At 63.0% G+C, this 15,837-nt stretch carries 18 protein-coding genes and 1 pseudogene; 6 read left to right on the forward strand and 13 right to left on the reverse strand.

Going from position 1 to position 15,837, the window contains the following annotated elements; genetic code table 11:
* On the forward strand, positions 1-287 hold a 287-nt coding region (locus VNZ93_RS03465; RefSeq protein ID WP_325700134.1), incomplete at its 5' end, for a c-type cytochrome.
* Between the two features lie 265 nt (positions 288-552).
* Positions 553-897, forward strand: a complete 345-nt coding sequence (locus tag VNZ93_RS03470) for a hypothetical protein (protein ID WP_325700136.1) — start codon at positions 553-555, stop codon at positions 895-897.
* A 109-nt stretch (positions 898-1,006) separates the two neighbouring features.
* Here VNZ93_RS03470 and VNZ93_RS03475 read toward each other — a convergent pair whose 3' ends face one another.
* From VNZ93_RS03475 to VNZ93_RS03490, 4 genes are all read right to left on the reverse strand, one after another.
* A complete protein-coding gene (locus VNZ93_RS03475; RefSeq protein ID WP_325700138.1) occupies positions 1,007-2,527 on the reverse strand; it encodes a tripartite tricarboxylate transporter permease in 1,521 nt (506 codons plus the stop codon).
* A 4-nt stretch (positions 2,528-2,531) separates the two neighbouring features.
* Positions 2,532-2,978 (reverse strand): tripartite tricarboxylate transporter TctB family protein, encoded by a 447-nt coding sequence (locus VNZ93_RS03480; RefSeq protein WP_325700141.1) that lies wholly within the window; start codon positions 2,976-2,978, stop codon positions 2,532-2,534.
* Between the two features lie 210 nt (positions 2,979-3,188).
* Entirely contained in the window at positions 3,189-4,169 is a 981-nt protein-coding gene (locus VNZ93_RS03485; RefSeq protein WP_325700144.1) for a tripartite tricarboxylate transporter substrate binding protein, read from the reverse strand.
* A gap of 81 nt (positions 4,170-4,250) precedes the next feature.
* A complete protein-coding gene (locus VNZ93_RS03490) occupies positions 4,251-5,036 on the reverse strand; it encodes a cyclase family protein (protein WP_325700147.1) in 786 nt (261 codons plus the stop codon).
* A 168-nt stretch (positions 5,037-5,204) separates the two neighbouring features.
* Between VNZ93_RS03490 and VNZ93_RS03495 the strand changes: the two genes are divergently transcribed.
* Positions 5,205-5,507 carry a DUF1330 domain-containing protein gene (locus VNZ93_RS03495; RefSeq protein WP_325700150.1) on the forward strand — a complete coding sequence of 101 codons (303 nt, stop codon included), beginning with the start codon at positions 5,205-5,207 and terminating at the stop codon, positions 5,505-5,507.
* Positions 5,508-5,620: 113 nt separating this feature from the next.
* Here the strand turns inward: VNZ93_RS03495 and VNZ93_RS03500 are convergent, their stop codons facing one another.
* The 4 genes from VNZ93_RS03500 to VNZ93_RS03515 are packed head-to-tail and all read right to left on the reverse strand — an operon-like array spanning position 5,621 to position 8,997.
* Positions 5,621-6,352: an ABC transporter ATP-binding protein gene (locus tag VNZ93_RS03500; RefSeq protein ID WP_325700153.1), complete on the reverse strand. Its 732-nt coding sequence runs from the start codon at positions 6,350-6,352 to the stop codon at positions 5,621-5,623.
* The gene (locus VNZ93_RS03505) at positions 6,342-7,079 is read right to left on the reverse strand and encodes an ABC transporter ATP-binding protein (protein WP_325700155.1); all 738 of its coding nucleotides are present in this window, start codon (positions 7,077-7,079) and stop codon (positions 6,342-6,344) included. Before VNZ93_RS03505 ends, VNZ93_RS03500 begins: the two co-directional genes overlap by 11 nt.
* Positions 7,076-8,122: a branched-chain amino acid ABC transporter permease gene (locus VNZ93_RS03510; protein WP_325700158.1), complete on the reverse strand. Its 1,047-nt coding sequence runs from the start codon at positions 8,120-8,122 to the stop codon at positions 7,076-7,078. The genes VNZ93_RS03505 and VNZ93_RS03510 overlap by 4 nt, the downstream gene beginning before the upstream one ends.
* Complete coding sequence (locus VNZ93_RS03515; protein WP_325700161.1) at positions 8,122-8,997, reverse strand: branched-chain amino acid ABC transporter permease; 876 nt, start codon at positions 8,995-8,997, stop codon at positions 8,122-8,124. Before VNZ93_RS03515 ends, VNZ93_RS03510 begins: the two co-directional genes overlap by 1 nt.
* 282 nt (positions 8,998-9,279) lie before the next feature.
* Here VNZ93_RS03515 and VNZ93_RS03520 point away from each other — a divergent pair, with 282 nt between their 5' ends.
* Entirely contained in the window at positions 9,280-9,495 is a 216-nt protein-coding gene (locus tag VNZ93_RS03520) for a hypothetical protein (RefSeq protein ID WP_325700164.1), read from the forward strand.
* 14 nt (positions 9,496-9,509) lie between these two features.
* Here the strand turns inward: VNZ93_RS03520 and VNZ93_RS03525 are convergent, their stop codons facing one another.
* Positions 9,510-9,956, reverse strand: a complete 447-nt coding sequence (locus VNZ93_RS03525) for a hypothetical protein (RefSeq protein ID WP_325700167.1) — start codon at positions 9,954-9,956, stop codon at positions 9,510-9,512.
* A gap of 72 nt (positions 9,957-10,028) precedes the next feature.
* Here VNZ93_RS03525 and VNZ93_RS03530 point away from each other — a divergent pair, with 72 nt between their 5' ends.
* On the forward strand, positions 10,029-11,249 hold the full coding sequence (locus VNZ93_RS03530; protein ID WP_325700170.1) for an FAD-dependent monooxygenase: 1,221 nt from the start codon (positions 10,029-10,031) through the stop codon (positions 11,247-11,249).
* Between the two features lie 3 nt (positions 11,250-11,252).
* On the opposite strand, the gene VNZ93_RS03535 is transcribed toward VNZ93_RS03530, so the two are convergent.
* Entirely contained in the window at positions 11,253-12,167 is a 915-nt protein-coding gene (locus VNZ93_RS03535; protein WP_325700173.1) for an NAD(P)-dependent oxidoreductase, read from the reverse strand.
* Between the two features lie 102 nt (positions 12,168-12,269).
* Between VNZ93_RS03535 and VNZ93_RS03540 the strand changes: the two genes are divergently transcribed.
* A complete protein-coding gene (locus tag VNZ93_RS03540; RefSeq protein WP_325700176.1) occupies positions 12,270-13,256 on the forward strand; it encodes a D-glycerate dehydrogenase in 987 nt (328 codons plus the stop codon).
* On the opposite strand, the gene VNZ93_RS03545 is transcribed toward VNZ93_RS03540, so the two are convergent.
* The 3 genes and pseudogenes from VNZ93_RS03545 to VNZ93_RS03555 form a co-directional block, all read right to left on the reverse strand.
* Entirely contained in the window at positions 13,257-14,027 is a 771-nt protein-coding gene (locus VNZ93_RS03545) for a glucose 1-dehydrogenase (RefSeq protein WP_325700179.1), read from the reverse strand.
* Positions 14,028-14,198: 171 nt separating this feature from the next.
* On the reverse strand, positions 14,199-15,506 hold the full coding sequence (hisD, locus tag VNZ93_RS03550) for a histidinol dehydrogenase (protein WP_325700182.1): 1,308 nt from the start codon (positions 15,504-15,506) through the stop codon (positions 14,199-14,201).
* Between the two features lie 96 nt (positions 15,507-15,602).
* A pseudogene (locus tag VNZ93_RS03555) lies at positions 15,603-15,837 on the reverse strand (cyclase family protein); the annotation flags it as partial.

The raw sequence follows: 15,837 nt of genomic DNA on the forward strand, positions 1-15,837 counted from the left end.
AGAAGCTGACGCCGAAGCCGAGCGGGGAGACGATCGATCCCGCACTGGCCGAGCGCGGCGCGAAAATCTCGGCGCAGCGCCGCTGCGAGTCCTGTCATCTGCCATCGCTCGCAGGCCAGCAGCAGATGCCGCGACTTGCCAAGCAGCGGATCGATTACATGATCTATGCAATGAAGCAGTATCTCACCGACCAGCGTACCGGCGCCGACACCGCGATGACGGCGTCGATCTTCGGACTGCGCGACGACGACCTCGCCGCGCTCGCGCATTACGCGGCAGGGAAATAGCCCAAGTATGACCCCCTCAGAAGCGGCCGCAGCGCCTCACGCTGCTCATTGATGAAATCGAAGAACGCCGCAATCCGTGGCGTGTGAGGCAGGTCAGGATGCGTCGGCAGCCGCGAGCTTCGCTGCAACTCCGGCACGGGCGGAATTATGCAATATTGCCGCGAGATGGCGCAATCTTGCGGCTCCTTTCTGCGATCCGCCGCCAATACATTGCGGGGCGTGTTTGGCGCGACCACTGGCGGTCGCCGACCGTAAGGAGGCTCAAATGCTTCGATGTCTCGCGATGTCCGTGTTGCTGCTGGGTTCAGCCGCCCACGCTGCCGATCCTGCGATAACCGATAACGACAAATACAAGGTCAGATTCGAAAACGACCGCGTCCGCGTGCTCGAATACACCGACAAGCCGGGCGAAAAGACGCATCAGCACGAGCATCCGGCCTTTGTGCTCTATGCGGTCAGCCCGTTCAAGCGACGGCTGACACTGCCGGACGGCAAGGTGCTGACGCGTGAGTTCAAGGCCGGCGACGTGATGTGGTCGGAAGCGCAGGCGCATGTTGGAGAGAATGTCGGCGAACTGCCGACACATGTGATCATGATCGAAATGAAGTGAGGGCGGTTGTCCGTCCCTGCGAAGGCAAGCGCTTATATTCCGGAGCGGCGGTTATAAGTCACCGCTTTCGCGGGAACGACCGCGGTCGTGACGTGCGAGAACGACGAGATCACTCCCCCGCTTCAGCTTCCGCCATCTTGGCGCGCCAGTCGCGCCGCGCGGCGAATGCGCCCCAGGCGGCAAGTGCGAGCAGAAACGCGCTGATGAGCAGGAGGACCAGCGCTATCGGGCGCTGCAGGAAGATCTGCCAGGAGCCGCCGGACATGATCAGGGATTGCCGCAGCGACAATTCGAAGATCGGCGCGATGACGAGGCCGAGCACGAGCGGAGCCGGATCGAACCTGAATTTCTTCAGGAAATAGCCGAGCACGCCGAAGATCAGCATGATCCAGACATCGACGATGGAGTTGTTCACTTCATAGACGCCGATGATGCAGAACATGATGATCATCGGATAGAGGTAGGCATAGGGAATACGCAGGATGCTGACGAACACGCCGACCAGCGGCAGGTTGAGCGCCAGCAGCATCAGGTTGCCGACATACATCGAGGCGACGAAGCCCCAGAAGAGTTTCGGCTGTTCGTTGACGAGCGAAGGCCCGGGCGGGATGCCGTGGATGAGCAATGCCGCCATCAGCACGGCGATCACCGGGCCGGTCGGGATGCCGAGCGACAGCATCGGGACGAAGGCGCCAGTCGAGGCGGCGTTGTTCGCGGATTCCGGTCCGGCGACGCCGGCGACTGCGCCCTTGCCGAATTCCTCGGGGTGTTTCGAGATGCGGCGCTCGAGCGCGTAGGAGATGAAGCTCGATATGATGTGCGCGGAGCCCGGAATGATGCCGACGAAAAAGCCGAGCACCGATCCGCGCGCGATCGGCCATGCGGATTGGCGCATTTCCTCGCGGGTCGGCAGCAATTCGCGCAGCTTCGGTGATTTGACGTCGTTCTTCACGTCGCGGCTTGGCGTGGAGAGGATTTCGCCGAGTCCGAACAGACCGACCGCGACCGGCACGATGCCGATGCCGTCGCCGAGTTCGGGTATGTCGAACGAGAAGCGGAAATGTCCCGACACCACGTCGATGCCGATCGTGCCGAGCAGGAGGCCCAGCACCGCCATCAGGAGGGTGCGGATCAGCGACGTGGTCGACATATAGGCGAGGAAGATCAGGCCGAGCACCAGCAGCGCGGTATATTCCGGCGGGCCGAAGCGCAGCGCGAAAGTCGCGAGCGGCGGCGCGATCAGCGTCAGCATGATGACGCCGAAGGTGCCGGCGACGAACGATCCGATCGCCGCGATGCAGAGCGCAGCGCCGGCGCGGCCCTTCTTCGCCATCGCGTTGCCGTCGATGCAGGTCATCACCGAGGCGGCTTCGCCAGGAATGCGAAGCAGGATCGAGGTGGTCGAGCCGCCATATTGCGAGCCGTAATAGATGCCGGCCAGCATGATCAGCGCCTTTGTCGGATCGAGCCCGAAGGTCAGCGGTAAAAGGATCGAGATGCCGGCGAGGGGACCAATGCCTGGCAGCATGCCGACCAGCGTCCCGACCAGGCATCCGATCAGCGCGTAGAGCAGCACATCAGGCTGCAGCGCAACCGAGAAGCCAAGGGCGAGACTTGAAAGGACTTCCACGGGATCAGGACCAGAGCATGCCGGTTTCGAGCGGGGCTTTCAGAATGATGGCGAACAGCCAGTAGGCGAACAGCGTCAGGCTGACGGCGAAGACCGCCGCCATCACGAGATTGCGCCGCTCGACGATGGCCAGAAGCGAGAACACCAGAAGCGGCATGGTGAGCAGGAAGCCGAGCCGGCTGTAGAGGAATGTCGCAATCGCGGCGATAACGATGACGAGTGCGGCGTGGCTAAAATCGCCCCAGGGCACCTCGCGAAGTCCCTCGCCATGCGTGCTGGACAGCGCAACCAGCGCACCGAAAGCGATCATCATGGCGGCCAGCAGCTTTGGCAGCATGCCGGCGCCGGGCGCGCTGATGCGCCCGAATGGCAGATCCCAGCCGAGGATCAGAACAACGATGCCGAGCGCCATGAAGAAGGCCCCGGCGAAATAGTCGGCGCGGATATTCATGCTCGCTTTCCCCGGCAAGCGGAAAGCGCACTCGCGCCGTGTTCCGCGTGCTCCCTCCCCCTGAAAAGGGGAGGGGTGGGGAGGGGGTCGAGAGTCCGTCCAAAAATGGACCCCCACCCGGCAAGCTTCGCTTGCCGACCTCCCCCTTTCGGGGGGAGGTGAGACCTCGCTGCGGTCATTGCAATTTGCCTGTAGGGTTCCTCTGTCCGTCTATCCTTCCACCTTGCCGATGGATTTCACCGCGGCTTCGACGCGCGCGGCATCCTGATCCCAGAACTTCGCGAATTCGGGCTGATCCATGTAGTTGACGGTATCGCCGAGATTCTTGATCGCTTCCTGGAACTTGTCGGTTGCGACCGCCGCCTTTGCGGATGCGCGGATCGACTTCACCACCGCTTCCGGCGTTCCCTTCGGCGCGAACAGCCCGACCCAGAGATAGAACTCCACATCGAGCCCTTGCTCCTTCAGCGTCGGAACATCCGGCAGCGAGCCGACACGTTTGGTCGAATAGCTTCCGATCGCGCGGATCTTGCCGGACTTGATATGCGTGTTGGCCGCTGCGACCGATGACGCCAGCACCTGCGCGTTATTGCCGAGCAGCGCGGTCAGCGCCGGCCCCCCGCCATTGGTCGGCAGATGGCGCATCTTGATGCCGGCGGCATTCATGAAGAGCTGCGTCGGCAGATGCAGCGCACCGTAAAGCCCGGACGAGGAAAATACGATCTTGTCGGGATTCTTCTTCGCGTCGTCGACCAGATCCTTCACGGTTTTGTACGGCGTCTCCGCGTTGACTACGAGCACCATCGGCCCTTCGGTGAAGCGCGCGATCGGGATGAAATCCGCCCGCGTGAATTTGGGCTGACGGCCGAACAGCTTGTCGACTTCCGCAAAGCCGGAGATCGACACGATGTGCACGAGAAGCGTGTGACCATCGGGCTTTGCATTGGCGGCGAATTGCGCGCCGACCGCGCCCGCGGCACCGGCTTTCGTTTCGATCACGACCGGCTGTTTGACGATAGGCTCCAGCACGACCGAGAACGGGCGGCCGACAACGTCGGCTGCGCCGCCCGGCGGAAATGGATTGATGAGCGTGATGGTTCGTGTCGGATATGCGTCCTGCGCAAACACAGGACGCGATCCAAGGGTCGCAAGTGCCGCGGTCGAGCCCGCGACGAATTGACGTCGATCCATGAGCTTCTCCCTAGCGTTCGGCCTTCTTGTTGGGCCGGATGTTGGGAGAAGCCTAACGGCAGAACACCGTGAGGTCGAGCATCAATCGTCGTTGCTATCCATGATTGCGACCGCGCGCGTCCATCCCGCCGAGCCGCCGCGCACCTTCACCGGGAAGCAGGCAATCGTGAAGCCGGCGGGCGGCAGGCTTTCGAGATTGTGGAGTTTCTCGATGTGGCAATAGCCGATCTCGCGTCCGGCCTTGTGACCCTCCCAGATCAGCTTGGCGTTTCCGGTGGCGGCATATCGCTCCTTCGTGTGCACGAAAGGGGCATCCCAGCTCCAGCCATCGGTTCCGGTCACGCGCACGCCACGCTCGAGCAGATAGAGCGTTGCTTCGCGCCCCATGCCGCAGCCCTTCGAAACGTAATCCGGCTGGCCATACGCTTTGCCCGCTGACGTGTTGATGACCACAATTTCAAATGGCGAAAGCGTGTGCCCGATGTTTTCGAGCGCGGCTTCAACGTCGTCGGCGGTGACGACATAGCCGTCGGGGAAGTGCCGGAAGTCGAGTTTGACGCCGGGATTGAAGCACCATTCGAGCGGAACCTCATCGATTGTGATGGCGCGCTTGCCGTTGTCCATCGTGGAAGCAAAGTGCCACGGCGCATCGAGATGGGTCGTGCAATGCGTGGACAGCTTGACCCACTCGAAGCCCCAGCCTTCGCTATCGGGGAGATCGCTCTCCTTCAGGCCCGGAAAGAACTTGCAGATGTCCGGCGCAGTGTCGCGATGATTGAGATAATCGATCTTCGGACCATAGCCGGGCGGATCGGCCGCCACGTCGTTTTCCAGCGGTACGGATATGTCGATGATCTTGCGGGGCACGGCTTATGTTTCCTTCACCAGACGCGGTCTCTTGTGCCGCGCATCCACCTCTTTAAGACTATGCCATTGTAGCCCCCATCGAGCGAAGCGGAATGCGGGTGGGCGCTCAAAATCCCCGGATGTCGCTTCGCTCATCCGGGCTACAGATAACCGAGTGGGAGAGGAAACATGCCCGCCTATTGGGTCGCGCGTTCGAAGATCTACGATCCGGTCGAATACAAGAAATATACCGACAAGGTGCCGGCGATCATCGCCAAGTATGGCGGCAAGGTGCTCGCACGCGGCGGCAAGTTCCAGATCATGGAAGGGCCGGACAAGTTCCACCGCTTCGTGGTGATCGAGTTTCCGACATTCGAACAGGGCGTCGCCTGCTTCACATCGAAGGAGTATGACGAGGCCGCCGCATTCCGCAGGAGCGGCGCCGGCGAGGTCGAAACGATCATGGTCGAGGGCGGAGAATTCACGAAGTAATGTTTCGTCATTCCGGGGCGCGATCGCAGGTCGCGAACCCGGAATCGATCAACACGACCAGGAGAATGGATTCCGGGTTTGCTTGCTTCGCAAGCGCCCGGAATGACCAAGAGCTAAATCCCGAGATACAGCTTCCGGATCAGGTCGTTGTTGTGCAGGTCGCTGGCCGACTTGCCGCTGAACGCGATCTTGCCGTGCACGATCACGTAGCCTGAATCCGCAATGCGGATCGCCTGATTGAAATTCTGCTCCGCCATCAGCACGGTGAGCTGATACTTCGTCTTCAGTTCGCGGATGGTGTCGATCGTGCGGGAGACCAGCACCGGCGCAAGCCCCACCGAGGGCTCGTCGATCAACAGGATCTTCGGCGCTTCCATCAGCGCGCGGGCGAGCGCCAGCATCTGCTGTTCGCCGCCGGACATCGAGCCGGCGAGCTGGCCCTTGCGTTCGGCAAGGCGCGGGAAGGCCTCGTAGCAGAATTCGATATTCTTTCTGAGCTGCTCGCGCGCCTTCTTGCGGAACGCCCCGAGCAGGAGATTTTCTTCCACGGTCAGGCGCGGAAACAGCCGGCGGCCTTCCGGCACCAGCACGATGCCGAGATCGACGATTTCCTCGACGGTCTTGCCGACGAGATTGTGGGTCTGTCCATCGATTTCCGCGACGATGCTTCCGGAGGTCGGCCGGCACAGTCCCATCAGACACTTGATGAGCGTCGACTTGCCGTTGCCGTTGGTGCCGAGCAGCACCACGGTCTTGCCGCTGTCCACGTCGAGCGAAACGTCCTCCAGGACGCGCACGGCGCCATAGCCGGCATTCACATTTGAGACGCGGATGCTATTGACCAAGATACGCCCTCTCAACCTCGGGGTCGCGGATCACGTCCTGCGGGTCGCCGTCTGAGATCTTCTTGCCGCTGACCAGAACCACGAGCCGCTGCGAAAAGCTCATGACGGCGGTCATGATGTGCTCGATCAGGATGATGGTGATGCCGCGCTCGTTCAGCGTGATCAGCAGCGAAACGATATCCTTGACCTCGGACTCGGACAGGCCCGCCATCGCCTCGTCGGCGATCAGGAGCTTGGGTTCTGCCGCCATGGCGCGCGCGAGCTCGAGCTTGCGCATCTCGACCTGGGTCAGGTCCTTCGGCTGCTTCTTCGCCTTGTGCTCGAGGCCGACAAGTCCGAGAACCTCGTGGCAGCGATGCTCCAGTTCTTCGCGGGTGTGCGGCACGTCGCGGCGCAGCCGGACGGTGTAGAGCAGCGGCACGCGGATATTCTCGGCCACGCTCAGGCTGTGGAACGGACGCGGAAGCTGGAACGAACGCGCAAGACCAAGATGCGTGCGCTGATGCGGCGCGAGGCCGTTCATCGCATGGCCGTCGAAATGCACGCTACCGGTCTCGTTGTGCAGCGTGCCGCTCATGCAATTGACGAGCGTCGACTTGCCCGATCCGTTCGGGCCGATCAGCCCGAGCCGCTCGCCCGGCGCGACTTCCAGATTGATACCGTCGAGCGCAACGAAGCCGCCGAAGCGCTTGCTGACATTGTCGACCTTGAGAAGAGGCGCGGTCATGACGTCTTCACCGCAGCTTTGTCGGTCGCCTGAGTCGGCTTTTCGTCCTTGCGGCCGAAATAATCATGCCAGAGGCCGAGCAGTCCGTTCGGCGCGATGATCACGAAGAACACCAGCAAGAGTCCGACGATCAGCAGACTGACGGCCGAGGAGATGGTCACGGTCGCAAGCTGCTGCAACGTGCCGAGCAGCACCGCGCCGAGCAGCGGGCCGACCCAGCTCGTGGTGCCGCCGATCATCGGCATCGCGATCGCGTTCACCGCATAGGACAGACCGAAGGCGGAGGACGGTTCGAGGAAGCCGATATAGTAGGGGAAGGGCGCGCCGGCCATGCCCATGAAAGCGCCGGACAGCGTGGTCGCAACCAGTTTCAACTTCAGTGTCGGCACGCCCGACGCTTCGGCGGCAAGTTCGTCGTCGCGGATCGTGGCGAAGCCATAGCCGAGCCGCGAGCGCTCGATGGCGCGCGCGACCGTCAGCGCCACCACGACGAGCACCAGCATCACCAGGAACAGATATTCGATGTAGTTGATGCCGAGCACGGGGACGGTGGCGGGCCGGATCACATAGGCGCCGCGCGAGCCGCCGACGAAGTCCCAGTTCACGATCAGGGTCTGCAGCACGACCGCGAGTGCAAGCGTCGCGATCGCGAAGAACACGCCGCGCAGCCGGAGCGTCAGATAGCCGGTCCCGAGGCCGACGAGGCCGGCGACAACGCCGCCGAGTACGATGAGGATCGGGATGGGCGGCGGCGTTATCGAACCGATGATCTCCGCCAGGCCTTCGGGCAGGTGCCGGTTCGCGAAGGCCGGCAGCTTCGTCATCACCACGGTGGTATAGGCGCCGATGGCAAAGAACGCTGCCGAGCCGAAATTCACGTAGCCGCAATACCCGCCGAGGATGTTCCAGGCGGTGGCCAGGACGATGAATTGCAGCACCACATAGCCTGCGAAGAACAGATAGTCGTTCTTCAGGAGCCGTGCTGCGGCAAAGCCGACAAGCGCGATGGCAAGCGAAACGAGGAAGAACTGCCAGGTACGCATTATCGCCCCAGAATGCCGGAGGGCCGCACGGCGAGCGTGATCAGCAGGAAGCCGAATGCAACGGCGGGCGCCCAGGACGGGCCGTAGAAGGTCGAGGTGATGCTTTCGACGATGCCGAGCAGCAGCGCCGCGATCACCGTGCCGGGCAGGCTGCCCATGCCGCCGAGCACGCAGATCGCAAAGACGCGGCCGATATATTCGCGTCCGACCGAAGGCTCTACCGGCTGGATGACGATGAGGAGCGCGCCGGCGATCGCGGCGGTCGCGATCGAGATCGAGAAGGCGATGCGCTTGATCTTGATCGGGTCGGCAGCCATCAGCGACAGCGCGAGCTGGTCCTGCGCCACCGCCATGATGGCGCGGCCGGTGAAGGTCTTGGTCAGGAAGAGTTGCAGTCCGATCACCAGCGCCATCGAGATCGCGAACGGCACCACCATGCGCATCGGCAGATCGAGGAAGGAGAAGCGGAGCGTGGTGTCGATATAGCCGGCCTGCACGTAGCGATAGTCGACGCCGAACACGAGGATCAGGATGACTTCGGTGACGAACAGCAGGCCGAAGAAGAAGGCGAGCCCGCGCAGCGCTTCCTGTCCGCGTTTCTCGAATGAAACGTAATAGACCTGATAGACCACCGAACCGAGATAATAGAACAGCGGCAGCACCAGGATGCTGACGAGAATCGGATCGATGCCGAAACGCTGGTTCAGGATATAGGCGATATATGAGCCGAGGATGATGAAGGCGGGGTGCGCGATGTTGACGATGTCGAGAATGCCGAACGAGATCGAAATTCCGACCGTCACCGCTGCATAGAAGCCGCCGAGCAGAATTCCTGCGATCAGGGCGTTGATGAAAAGTTGGACGGGAAAATCCATGCCGGGCGCTTCCTCAACACGAAAGGCCGGAACGCAGGACGCGTGACGTCATCTCATCTCCCCGCTCGCGCTTGTTGGTTTATGGCTGACCCGCATGGCGGGCCGCTTTTCGCGCTTGTGGAGCGAGTATTGCCGCAAGCTGCAACGCTTGGCTAGCCCCTAGATTGGAGTGGGCAGCGTTCTCCAGCGAAACGCCGGGCGCGTGTGCGCCCGGCGTCGATAAGATGCGACAAATCTGCACAACGATAGGGCAGGACAACGTCGCCAGACTTGGTCGAGCCGATGAGCGAGCCGGAAATCGAATTGATGTGGTCGCTGCACGGCAGCATCTTCTACATCGGCATTCGAAAATGGGTCTACAATGTCGGCGCGCCGGGCGACATCCCCGGCGCGGTGACCCAGATCGCCGAGCGCTTTTACGTAAGCGCGGCCGAACTCATGCGGCAACTCGCGGATGCAAAAAAGCCGCCCGTGAAAAGGCGGCTTCCTGCGTCCTGATCGAAGGGCGGCTGTTACGCAGCCGCCTTGCGCACCTGCTCCGGAAGCGCCATCGGTTTGTTGGCCGAGCTCAGGAACTCGATGGTCATGAAGACCATTTCCTTGTCGCCGATATTCTCGAGATCGTGCACCTTGAACTCGCCGGCGCCGTAGGTCTCGTGACGCGTCTCGCCGGGCTGGTAGGTGTATTCGACGGTGGTGCCGTCATGCACATGCTGGCGCCCGCGGCCGCCGGACACCGATGTCCAGAAATAATCCAGCACATGGCGATGGAAGCCGATCCGTTCGCCCGGCTGCAGGCGGATTTCCCAAACGCGCACTCTTTCATTCTCTGAAAGTAGCCGGGATCCGACGCAGGGGTTCGGATTGGCGCGCTCGCGCTCGAATTCCTTCGCAATCGGGTCGGGCCAGGCCGAGTGGTCGGTCTTCAGCGCCGCTTTTTCCATCATGGTCATGGCCATGGCGGTTCCTCCTGTGTTCGTATGAAGCAAATATAACAGCTTCCGGGTTCCCGCGAAATGCCGCGCTCTGCAATGCACCTCCAACGCCCGCGCCATGCCATCGTCATCGGCGGCTCGATGAGCGGATTGTTCGCCGGCCTGATGCTTCGCATCGCGGGCTGGTCCGTCGACATTTACGAAAAGGTGGAGGGGGAACTCTCCGGCCGTGGCGCCGGCATCGTGGCGCAGCCGGAAATTCTCGCAGCCTTGCGCGACCTCGGCCTTGGCACCGGGGAACTCGGCGTTCCGGTGCAGAAGCGGCGCCTGTTCGACATCCAAGGCCGCATCACGCTGGAGACCGAATGCCCGCAGGTCATGACCGCGTGGGAGCGCGTCTACCGGATCCTGCGCGACGGCTTCCCGGCCGCGCATTATCACCGCGGCCGCTCTCTTCAGGCGATCGAGCAGAACGATGTCGGCGTGACCGCGATCTTCGCCGATGGCGAACGCGTGATCGGCGACATGCTGGTCGGCGCGGACGGCATCCGCTCGACGGTGAGGGGGCTATGCGCGCCGGACAGTCAGCCGCGCTATGCTGGCTACTCGGCGTGGCGTGCGCTGATCGCGGAGGGTGCGATGCCGGACGATGTGCATCGCGACATCTTCCCGTACATGGCCTTCTGCCTGCCGCCGGGCGAACAGATGCTGGGATACCCCGTGGCGGGTCCCGACGACGATCTGCGGCCGGGGCATCGGCGCTACAACATGATCTGGTACCGGCCCGCAGACGAGCGCACCGAACTCGTATCGCTGCTCACGGACGAAAAGGGCGTCGAGCATTCGCTGTCGATCCCGCCGCCCCTGATCAGCCGCGCATCGATTGCCGGAATGCGGGACGCGGCCGCCCGGTTGCTGTCGCCGCAATTCAGGACGGCCGTGACGCTGGTCGATCAGCCGATCCTGCAGCCGATCTTCGATCTGGTATCGGACAGGATTGCGTTCGGACGGGTCGCGATCGTCGGGGATGCGGCATTCGTCGCGCGCCCGCATGTCGGCGCCGGTGTCGCAAAGGCTGCGGGCGACGCCGCGGCGCTGGTGGCGGCGCTTGGCGCCACCGATGATGTCGTGTCGGCGCTCTCACAATATCAGACCGAACGCCTGCCGGAGGGCCTGCGCATGGTGCAGCGCGCGCGTCATCTCGGCGCCTATCTGCAGGCATCGCGCAACACGGAAGAAGCCGCGCTCGCCGCGCGCCACTCCGTCTCGGAGGCGGTGCTGGAGGAAACCGCGACGCTGGATTTTCTGTATGCGTGAAGCCTATTCTTTCTTTCCGCCTTTCTTCTTCCGCTTCACGCCGGCCATCTTCTCCAGCACGCCGCAGACCGCGCCGGTGTCCTGTTCGGCATAACCCACCGACATCGCCGAGGCATAGATCGGCAGCGTCGCCGAGAAGAGGGGCGTCGGCACGCCGAGCTTGTTCGCGAATTCCCCGATCACCGCCATGTCCTTCTGCCAGACATGGTTCTTCATCGTGGCTTCGGTGTAATCGTCCTCGACCATCATCGGCCCGCGCACCTCGAACATACGCGATTGTCCGGCGCCGCCATTGGCGAACTTGAAGATCTGCTCCGGATCGAGCCCCGCCTTCATGCCGAGCACCATCGCCTCGGCGGCGGCGACGTTGTGGATCGCGACCAGCAGGTTCGCGACATATTTCATTTTGCTGCCGTTGCCGAAGACACCGAGATTTTCCGTCTTGCGCGAGAATCCGGCAAAGAGTGGCATGACCTTCGCGATCGTCTTCGCGTCGCCGCTGGCATAGACCACGAGATCCTTGCGCGCGGCTTGCGCGCCGGTGCCCGAGACCGGGCAGTCGAGCATTGTATGCCCGGCCTTGCGCAATACCTTTTCCGCCGCGAGCTTGTCGTCGAGTGCGAAGGTTGAAGCTTCGATCACGATGCGCGGCTTCGCCTTGCTGTCCACGATCTCCTGCGCCACGGCGTGCAGCGCCTTCGGGCTGGGAAGGCTGGTGATCAGCACGGGGACCTCGGCAATCAACTCTTTCACACTGTCGGAAACCGCGACGCCGGCTTTCGTCATCTCCTTGCGACGTTTCGGATCGGGGTCGACGCCGGCAACGATCCATCCGTCGGCGATCAGATTGCGCGCGAATGAACCGCCCATGATACCAAGGCCGATAATGCCGACCCTGCCTTTGGATCCTGCCGCCACGTCACGTCTCCCCTGTGTTTCAACCGCTTTCTTGGCCGCTTGGCTCCGTTACTATATGGCTTCAGGCGCGGGCGGTAGACCCGCAAAAGCCGGGGAGATCGCATGCGTCCGCGCGTCTATGTCACGCAGCCGATTGCCGAAAGCGCGCTGGTGCGCCTGAGGGACATTGCCGAAGTCGAGGTCAACCAGGATTCCAGCCGCATTCCGGTCAAGGACAAGCTGATCGACGCGGCAAGGCGCTCCGACATCCTCCTGTGTCTCCTGCACGATACCATCGACCGCGAAGTTCTCGCCGCCAATCCGAACCTGAAGGCGATCGCCTCGATGACGATCACGCCTGACCGGATCGATGTGGCGGAAGCCACCAATCGCGGGATCATCGTCAGCAACATTCCGGCGGTCGTGACCGATGCGACGGCCGACATCGCGTTCGGCCTTCTGCTTGCAGTCGCGCGCCGCATTGTCGAAGGCGACAAGGTGGTGCGTTCCGGCGTATTTCCAGGTTCGCAATCGAACCATCTCGCCGGCGCCGCCGTCAGCGGCAAGACGATCGGTATCGTCGGCATGGGACGGATCGGGCAGGCGATGGCGCGCCGTGCGCGCGGCTTCGATATGACGGTGCTTTATTCCGATCCGCACGCGCTTCCGGCCGAGGAGGAGCAGAAGCTCGGCGTGCGGCTCGTGAGCTTCGACGAACTGCTCGGGCAATCGGATTTCATCTCGCTGCATCCGGCGTTGAACGACGAGACGCATCATCTGATCGGTGAGCGGCAATTTGCGCTGATGAAACGCACGGCGTTTCTGATCAACACATCGCGCGGGCCGATCATCGATGAGAAGGCGCTCGCGCAGGCGCTGACCGAGGGACGGATCGCAGGCGCCGGTATCGACGTCTACGAGAACGAGCCGAAGATCGAGCGCGCGCTTCTCACCATGAACAATGTGGTGCTGACGCCGCATCTCGGCAGCGCCGTCATGGAACTGCGCGAGCGCATGGCGCATGTGGTGGTCGATAATATCGCCGCGATCGCGGAAGGCCGCACGCCCCCGAACTGCATCAATCCGACCGTGCTCGCGCCGGGGGCTTGATCACTCCGCCGTCCAGCCGCCGTCCACGAGCAGCGATGTGCCGGTCATCAGCGCCGATGCATCCGAGGCGAGGAACACGATCGCGCCCATCAGGTCCTCGACCTGGCCGAGCCGGCCGAGCTTGATCTTGTCCAGCACCGAATGCCTGAAGCTTTCGTCCTGAAGGAACGGCCGCGTCATGGGCGTTTCGATAAAGGTCGGCGCCAGAGCATTGACGCGGATGCCGTGCGGCCCGAGCTCGACACCCATGGCCTTTGTCAGCCCCTCGATCGCGGCCTTGGTCGCGCAATAGACCGTGCGGCGCGGACCGCCGACATGGCCCATCTGCGAGGAGATGTGGATGATCGAACCGGGTTTCTTCACGTCGACCAGCCGCTTCACCACGGCCTGAGCGACGAAGAATGCCGAGCGCACGTTCAGCTTGAAGATCGCGTCGAAGTCCTCGACCGTGACGTCGACCATCAAGGCGGGACGATTGGAGCCCGCATTGTTGACGAGGATGTCGAACGGCTCGGCCTTCGACACGAAGGCGCGCACGGCCTCGATGTTGGTCACGTCGAGCGCGGCTGCACTGGCCTTGCCGCCGCGCTTGCCGATGTCGGATGCGGCCGCCTCGATCTCCGACGCGGTGCGTGCAACCAGTGTCACGTCGGCGCCGGCCTCGGCGAGAGCCGTCGCTGCGGCAAGCCCGATGCCCCGGCCTGCTCCGGTCACAAGCGCGCGCTTGCCATCGAGTCGGAAGGATGGGGTGGAGGGGAGCGGGGCGGTCATGTCAGGGAGGCACTGCTGTCGCGCTCCCTCCCCCCACGCGAAGCGTGGTGGGGAGGGCAGGGGTGGGGGGTGGTGAGAGCGAGCGAACTTTCGCCACCCCCCACCCCCGACCCCTCCCCACCGCTGCGCGGGGGGAGGGGAGTCGATAGAGCTTGCGCGCGTGTCACCAAGTCACTCCGCCGCGGTCGCATAAGCGACGTTACGGCCGCCGTAGCGTCGCACGCGGATGTTGGCCTGCTCGGCATGGCCGAGGAAGCCTTCCAGCACGCAGAGCCGCGAGCAATATTCGCCGATCATCGCCGAGGCTTCGTCGGTCAGCACCTTCTGATAGGTACAGGTCTTAAGGAACTTGCCGACCCAGAGCCCGCCGGTATAGCGCGCCGACCTCTTGGTCGGCAGCGTATGGTTGGTACCGATCACCTTGTCGCCATAGGCGACATTGGTGCGAGGACCAAGGAACAGCGCGCCGTAATTGGTCATGTTGTTCAGGAAATAATCCGGGTCGCGCGTCATCACCTGCACATGCTCGGAGGCGACGCGATCGGCTTCCGACACCATCTCGTCGACGCTATCGCAGACGATCACCTCGCCATAATCCTTCCAAGCCTGACCGGCGGCGTCGGCGGTCGGCAGGATGGAGAGGAGCCGCTCGACCTCGGCCATCGTCTCCTTCGCGAGCTTCTCCGAATTGGTGATGAGCACTGCGGGCGAGGTCGGGCCATGCTCGGCCTGGCCAAGCAGGTCGGTGGCGCACATCTCTGCGTCCACGCTGTCGTCGGCAATGATCAGCGTCTCGGTCGGCCCCGCGAGCAGGTCGATGCCGATGCGGCCGAACAACTGACGCTTGGCTTCCGCCACATAGGCATTGCCGGGCCCCACGATCATGTCGACCGGCTGGATGGTGTCGGTGCCGAGCGCCATGGCCGCGACCGCCTGCACGCCGCCGAGCACATAGATTTCATGGGCGCCGCCGAAATGCATCGCCGCGACGATCGCAGGATGCGGCCCGCCATGATGAGGTGGCGCGCAGGCGATGATCCGCTTCACCCCGGCAACGCGCGCCGTGACGATCGACATATGCGCCGACGCCACCATCGGATAGCGGCCGCCCGGCACATAGCAGCCGACCGCATTCACCGGGATATGCCGATGGCCGAGAATGACGCCCGGCAGCGTCTCGACCTCGAGGTCCTGCATGGTGTCGCGCTGCTTCTGCGCGAAGTTGCGCACCTGTGTCTGCGCGAATCTGATGTCGTCGAGATCGCGCTTGCTGACCTGCGATATCGCGCGCTCGATCTCCTGCGGGCTGAGGCGGAAGCTCGCCGGCTCCCAGTTGTCGAACTTCTTCGACAGCTCGCGGATCGCGGCGTCGCCGCGCGATTTCACGTTGCTCAGGATCTCCTCGACCGTGGCGCGCACCTTCGCGTCGGCGGCTTCAACGGCATCGGCGGACAGGCCGCGTTTCAGATAGCGGGGCATAGGAGTTTCTCCATTTCTTCTTGTTGGCCGGGATTGACCCGGCCATCCACGTATTCATTCGCGGCGCAGTTTTCGCGTGAGGCGGCCGCGACGCGGTTACTTGATCGCCTGCGGATTGATCGGGCTGCCGGTGCCGCCGGTGATGATCAGCGGCGGGCCGGAGAAGAAGAATTCGTAGATGCCGTCATTCGCGCAGTCTTCGGCGAGTTCCTTGAGATAGAAGATCTCGCCCATGCACAGCCCCATCGCCGGGATCACCACCCAGTGCCATGGCTGGTTCGCTTCCGTTGTTTCGTTCGGCCGCACCTCGCAGCCCCAGGTATCCATGCAG

Origin of the sequence: Pseudorhodoplanes sp. (genome assembly GCF_035565795.1) — a bacterium.
Classification (GTDB): Bacteria; Pseudomonadota; Alphaproteobacteria; order Rhizobiales; family Xanthobacteraceae; genus Pseudorhodoplanes.

Coding starts and splice junctions, on each gene's coding strand:
- VNZ93_RS03515 (WP_325700161.1), bottom strand. CDS start 8,997: ATGGATTTTCCCGTCCAACTTTTCATCAACGCCCTGATCGCAGGAATT.
- VNZ93_RS03470 (WP_325700136.1), top strand. CDS start 553: ATGCTTCGATGTCTCGCGATGTCCGTGTTGCTGCTGGGTTCAGCCGCC.
- VNZ93_RS03545 (WP_325700179.1), bottom strand. CDS start 14,027: ATGACCGCCCCGCTCCCCTCCACCCCATCCTTCCGACTCGATGGCAAG.
- VNZ93_RS03495 (WP_325700150.1), top strand. CDS start 5,205: ATGCCCGCCTATTGGGTCGCGCGTTCGAAGATCTACGATCCGGTCGAA.
- VNZ93_RS03480 (WP_325700141.1), bottom strand. CDS start 2,978: ATGAATATCCGCGCCGACTATTTCGCCGGGGCCTTCTTCATGGCGCTC.
- VNZ93_RS03485 (WP_325700144.1), bottom strand. CDS start 4,169: ATGGATCGACGTCAATTCGTCGCGGGCTCGACCGCGGCACTTGCGACC.
- VNZ93_RS03520 (WP_325700164.1), top strand. CDS start 9,280: ATGAGCGAGCCGGAAATCGAATTGATGTGGTCGCTGCACGGCAGCATC.
- VNZ93_RS03505 (WP_325700155.1), bottom strand. CDS start 7,079: ATGACCGCGCCTCTTCTCAAGGTCGACAATGTCAGCAAGCGCTTCGGC.
- VNZ93_RS03530 (WP_325700170.1), top strand. CDS start 10,029: ATGCACCTCCAACGCCCGCGCCATGCCATCGTCATCGGCGGCTCGATG.
- VNZ93_RS03525 (WP_325700167.1), bottom strand. CDS start 9,956: ATGGCCATGACCATGATGGAAAAAGCGGCGCTGAAGACCGACCACTCG.
- VNZ93_RS03540 (WP_325700176.1), top strand. CDS start 12,270: ATGCGTCCGCGCGTCTATGTCACGCAGCCGATTGCCGAAAGCGCGCTG.
- VNZ93_RS03510 (WP_325700158.1), bottom strand. CDS start 8,122: ATGCGTACCTGGCAGTTCTTCCTCGTTTCGCTTGCCATCGCGCTTGTC.
- hisD (WP_325700182.1), bottom strand. CDS start 15,506: ATGCCCCGCTATCTGAAACGCGGCCTGTCCGCCGATGCCGTTGAAGCC.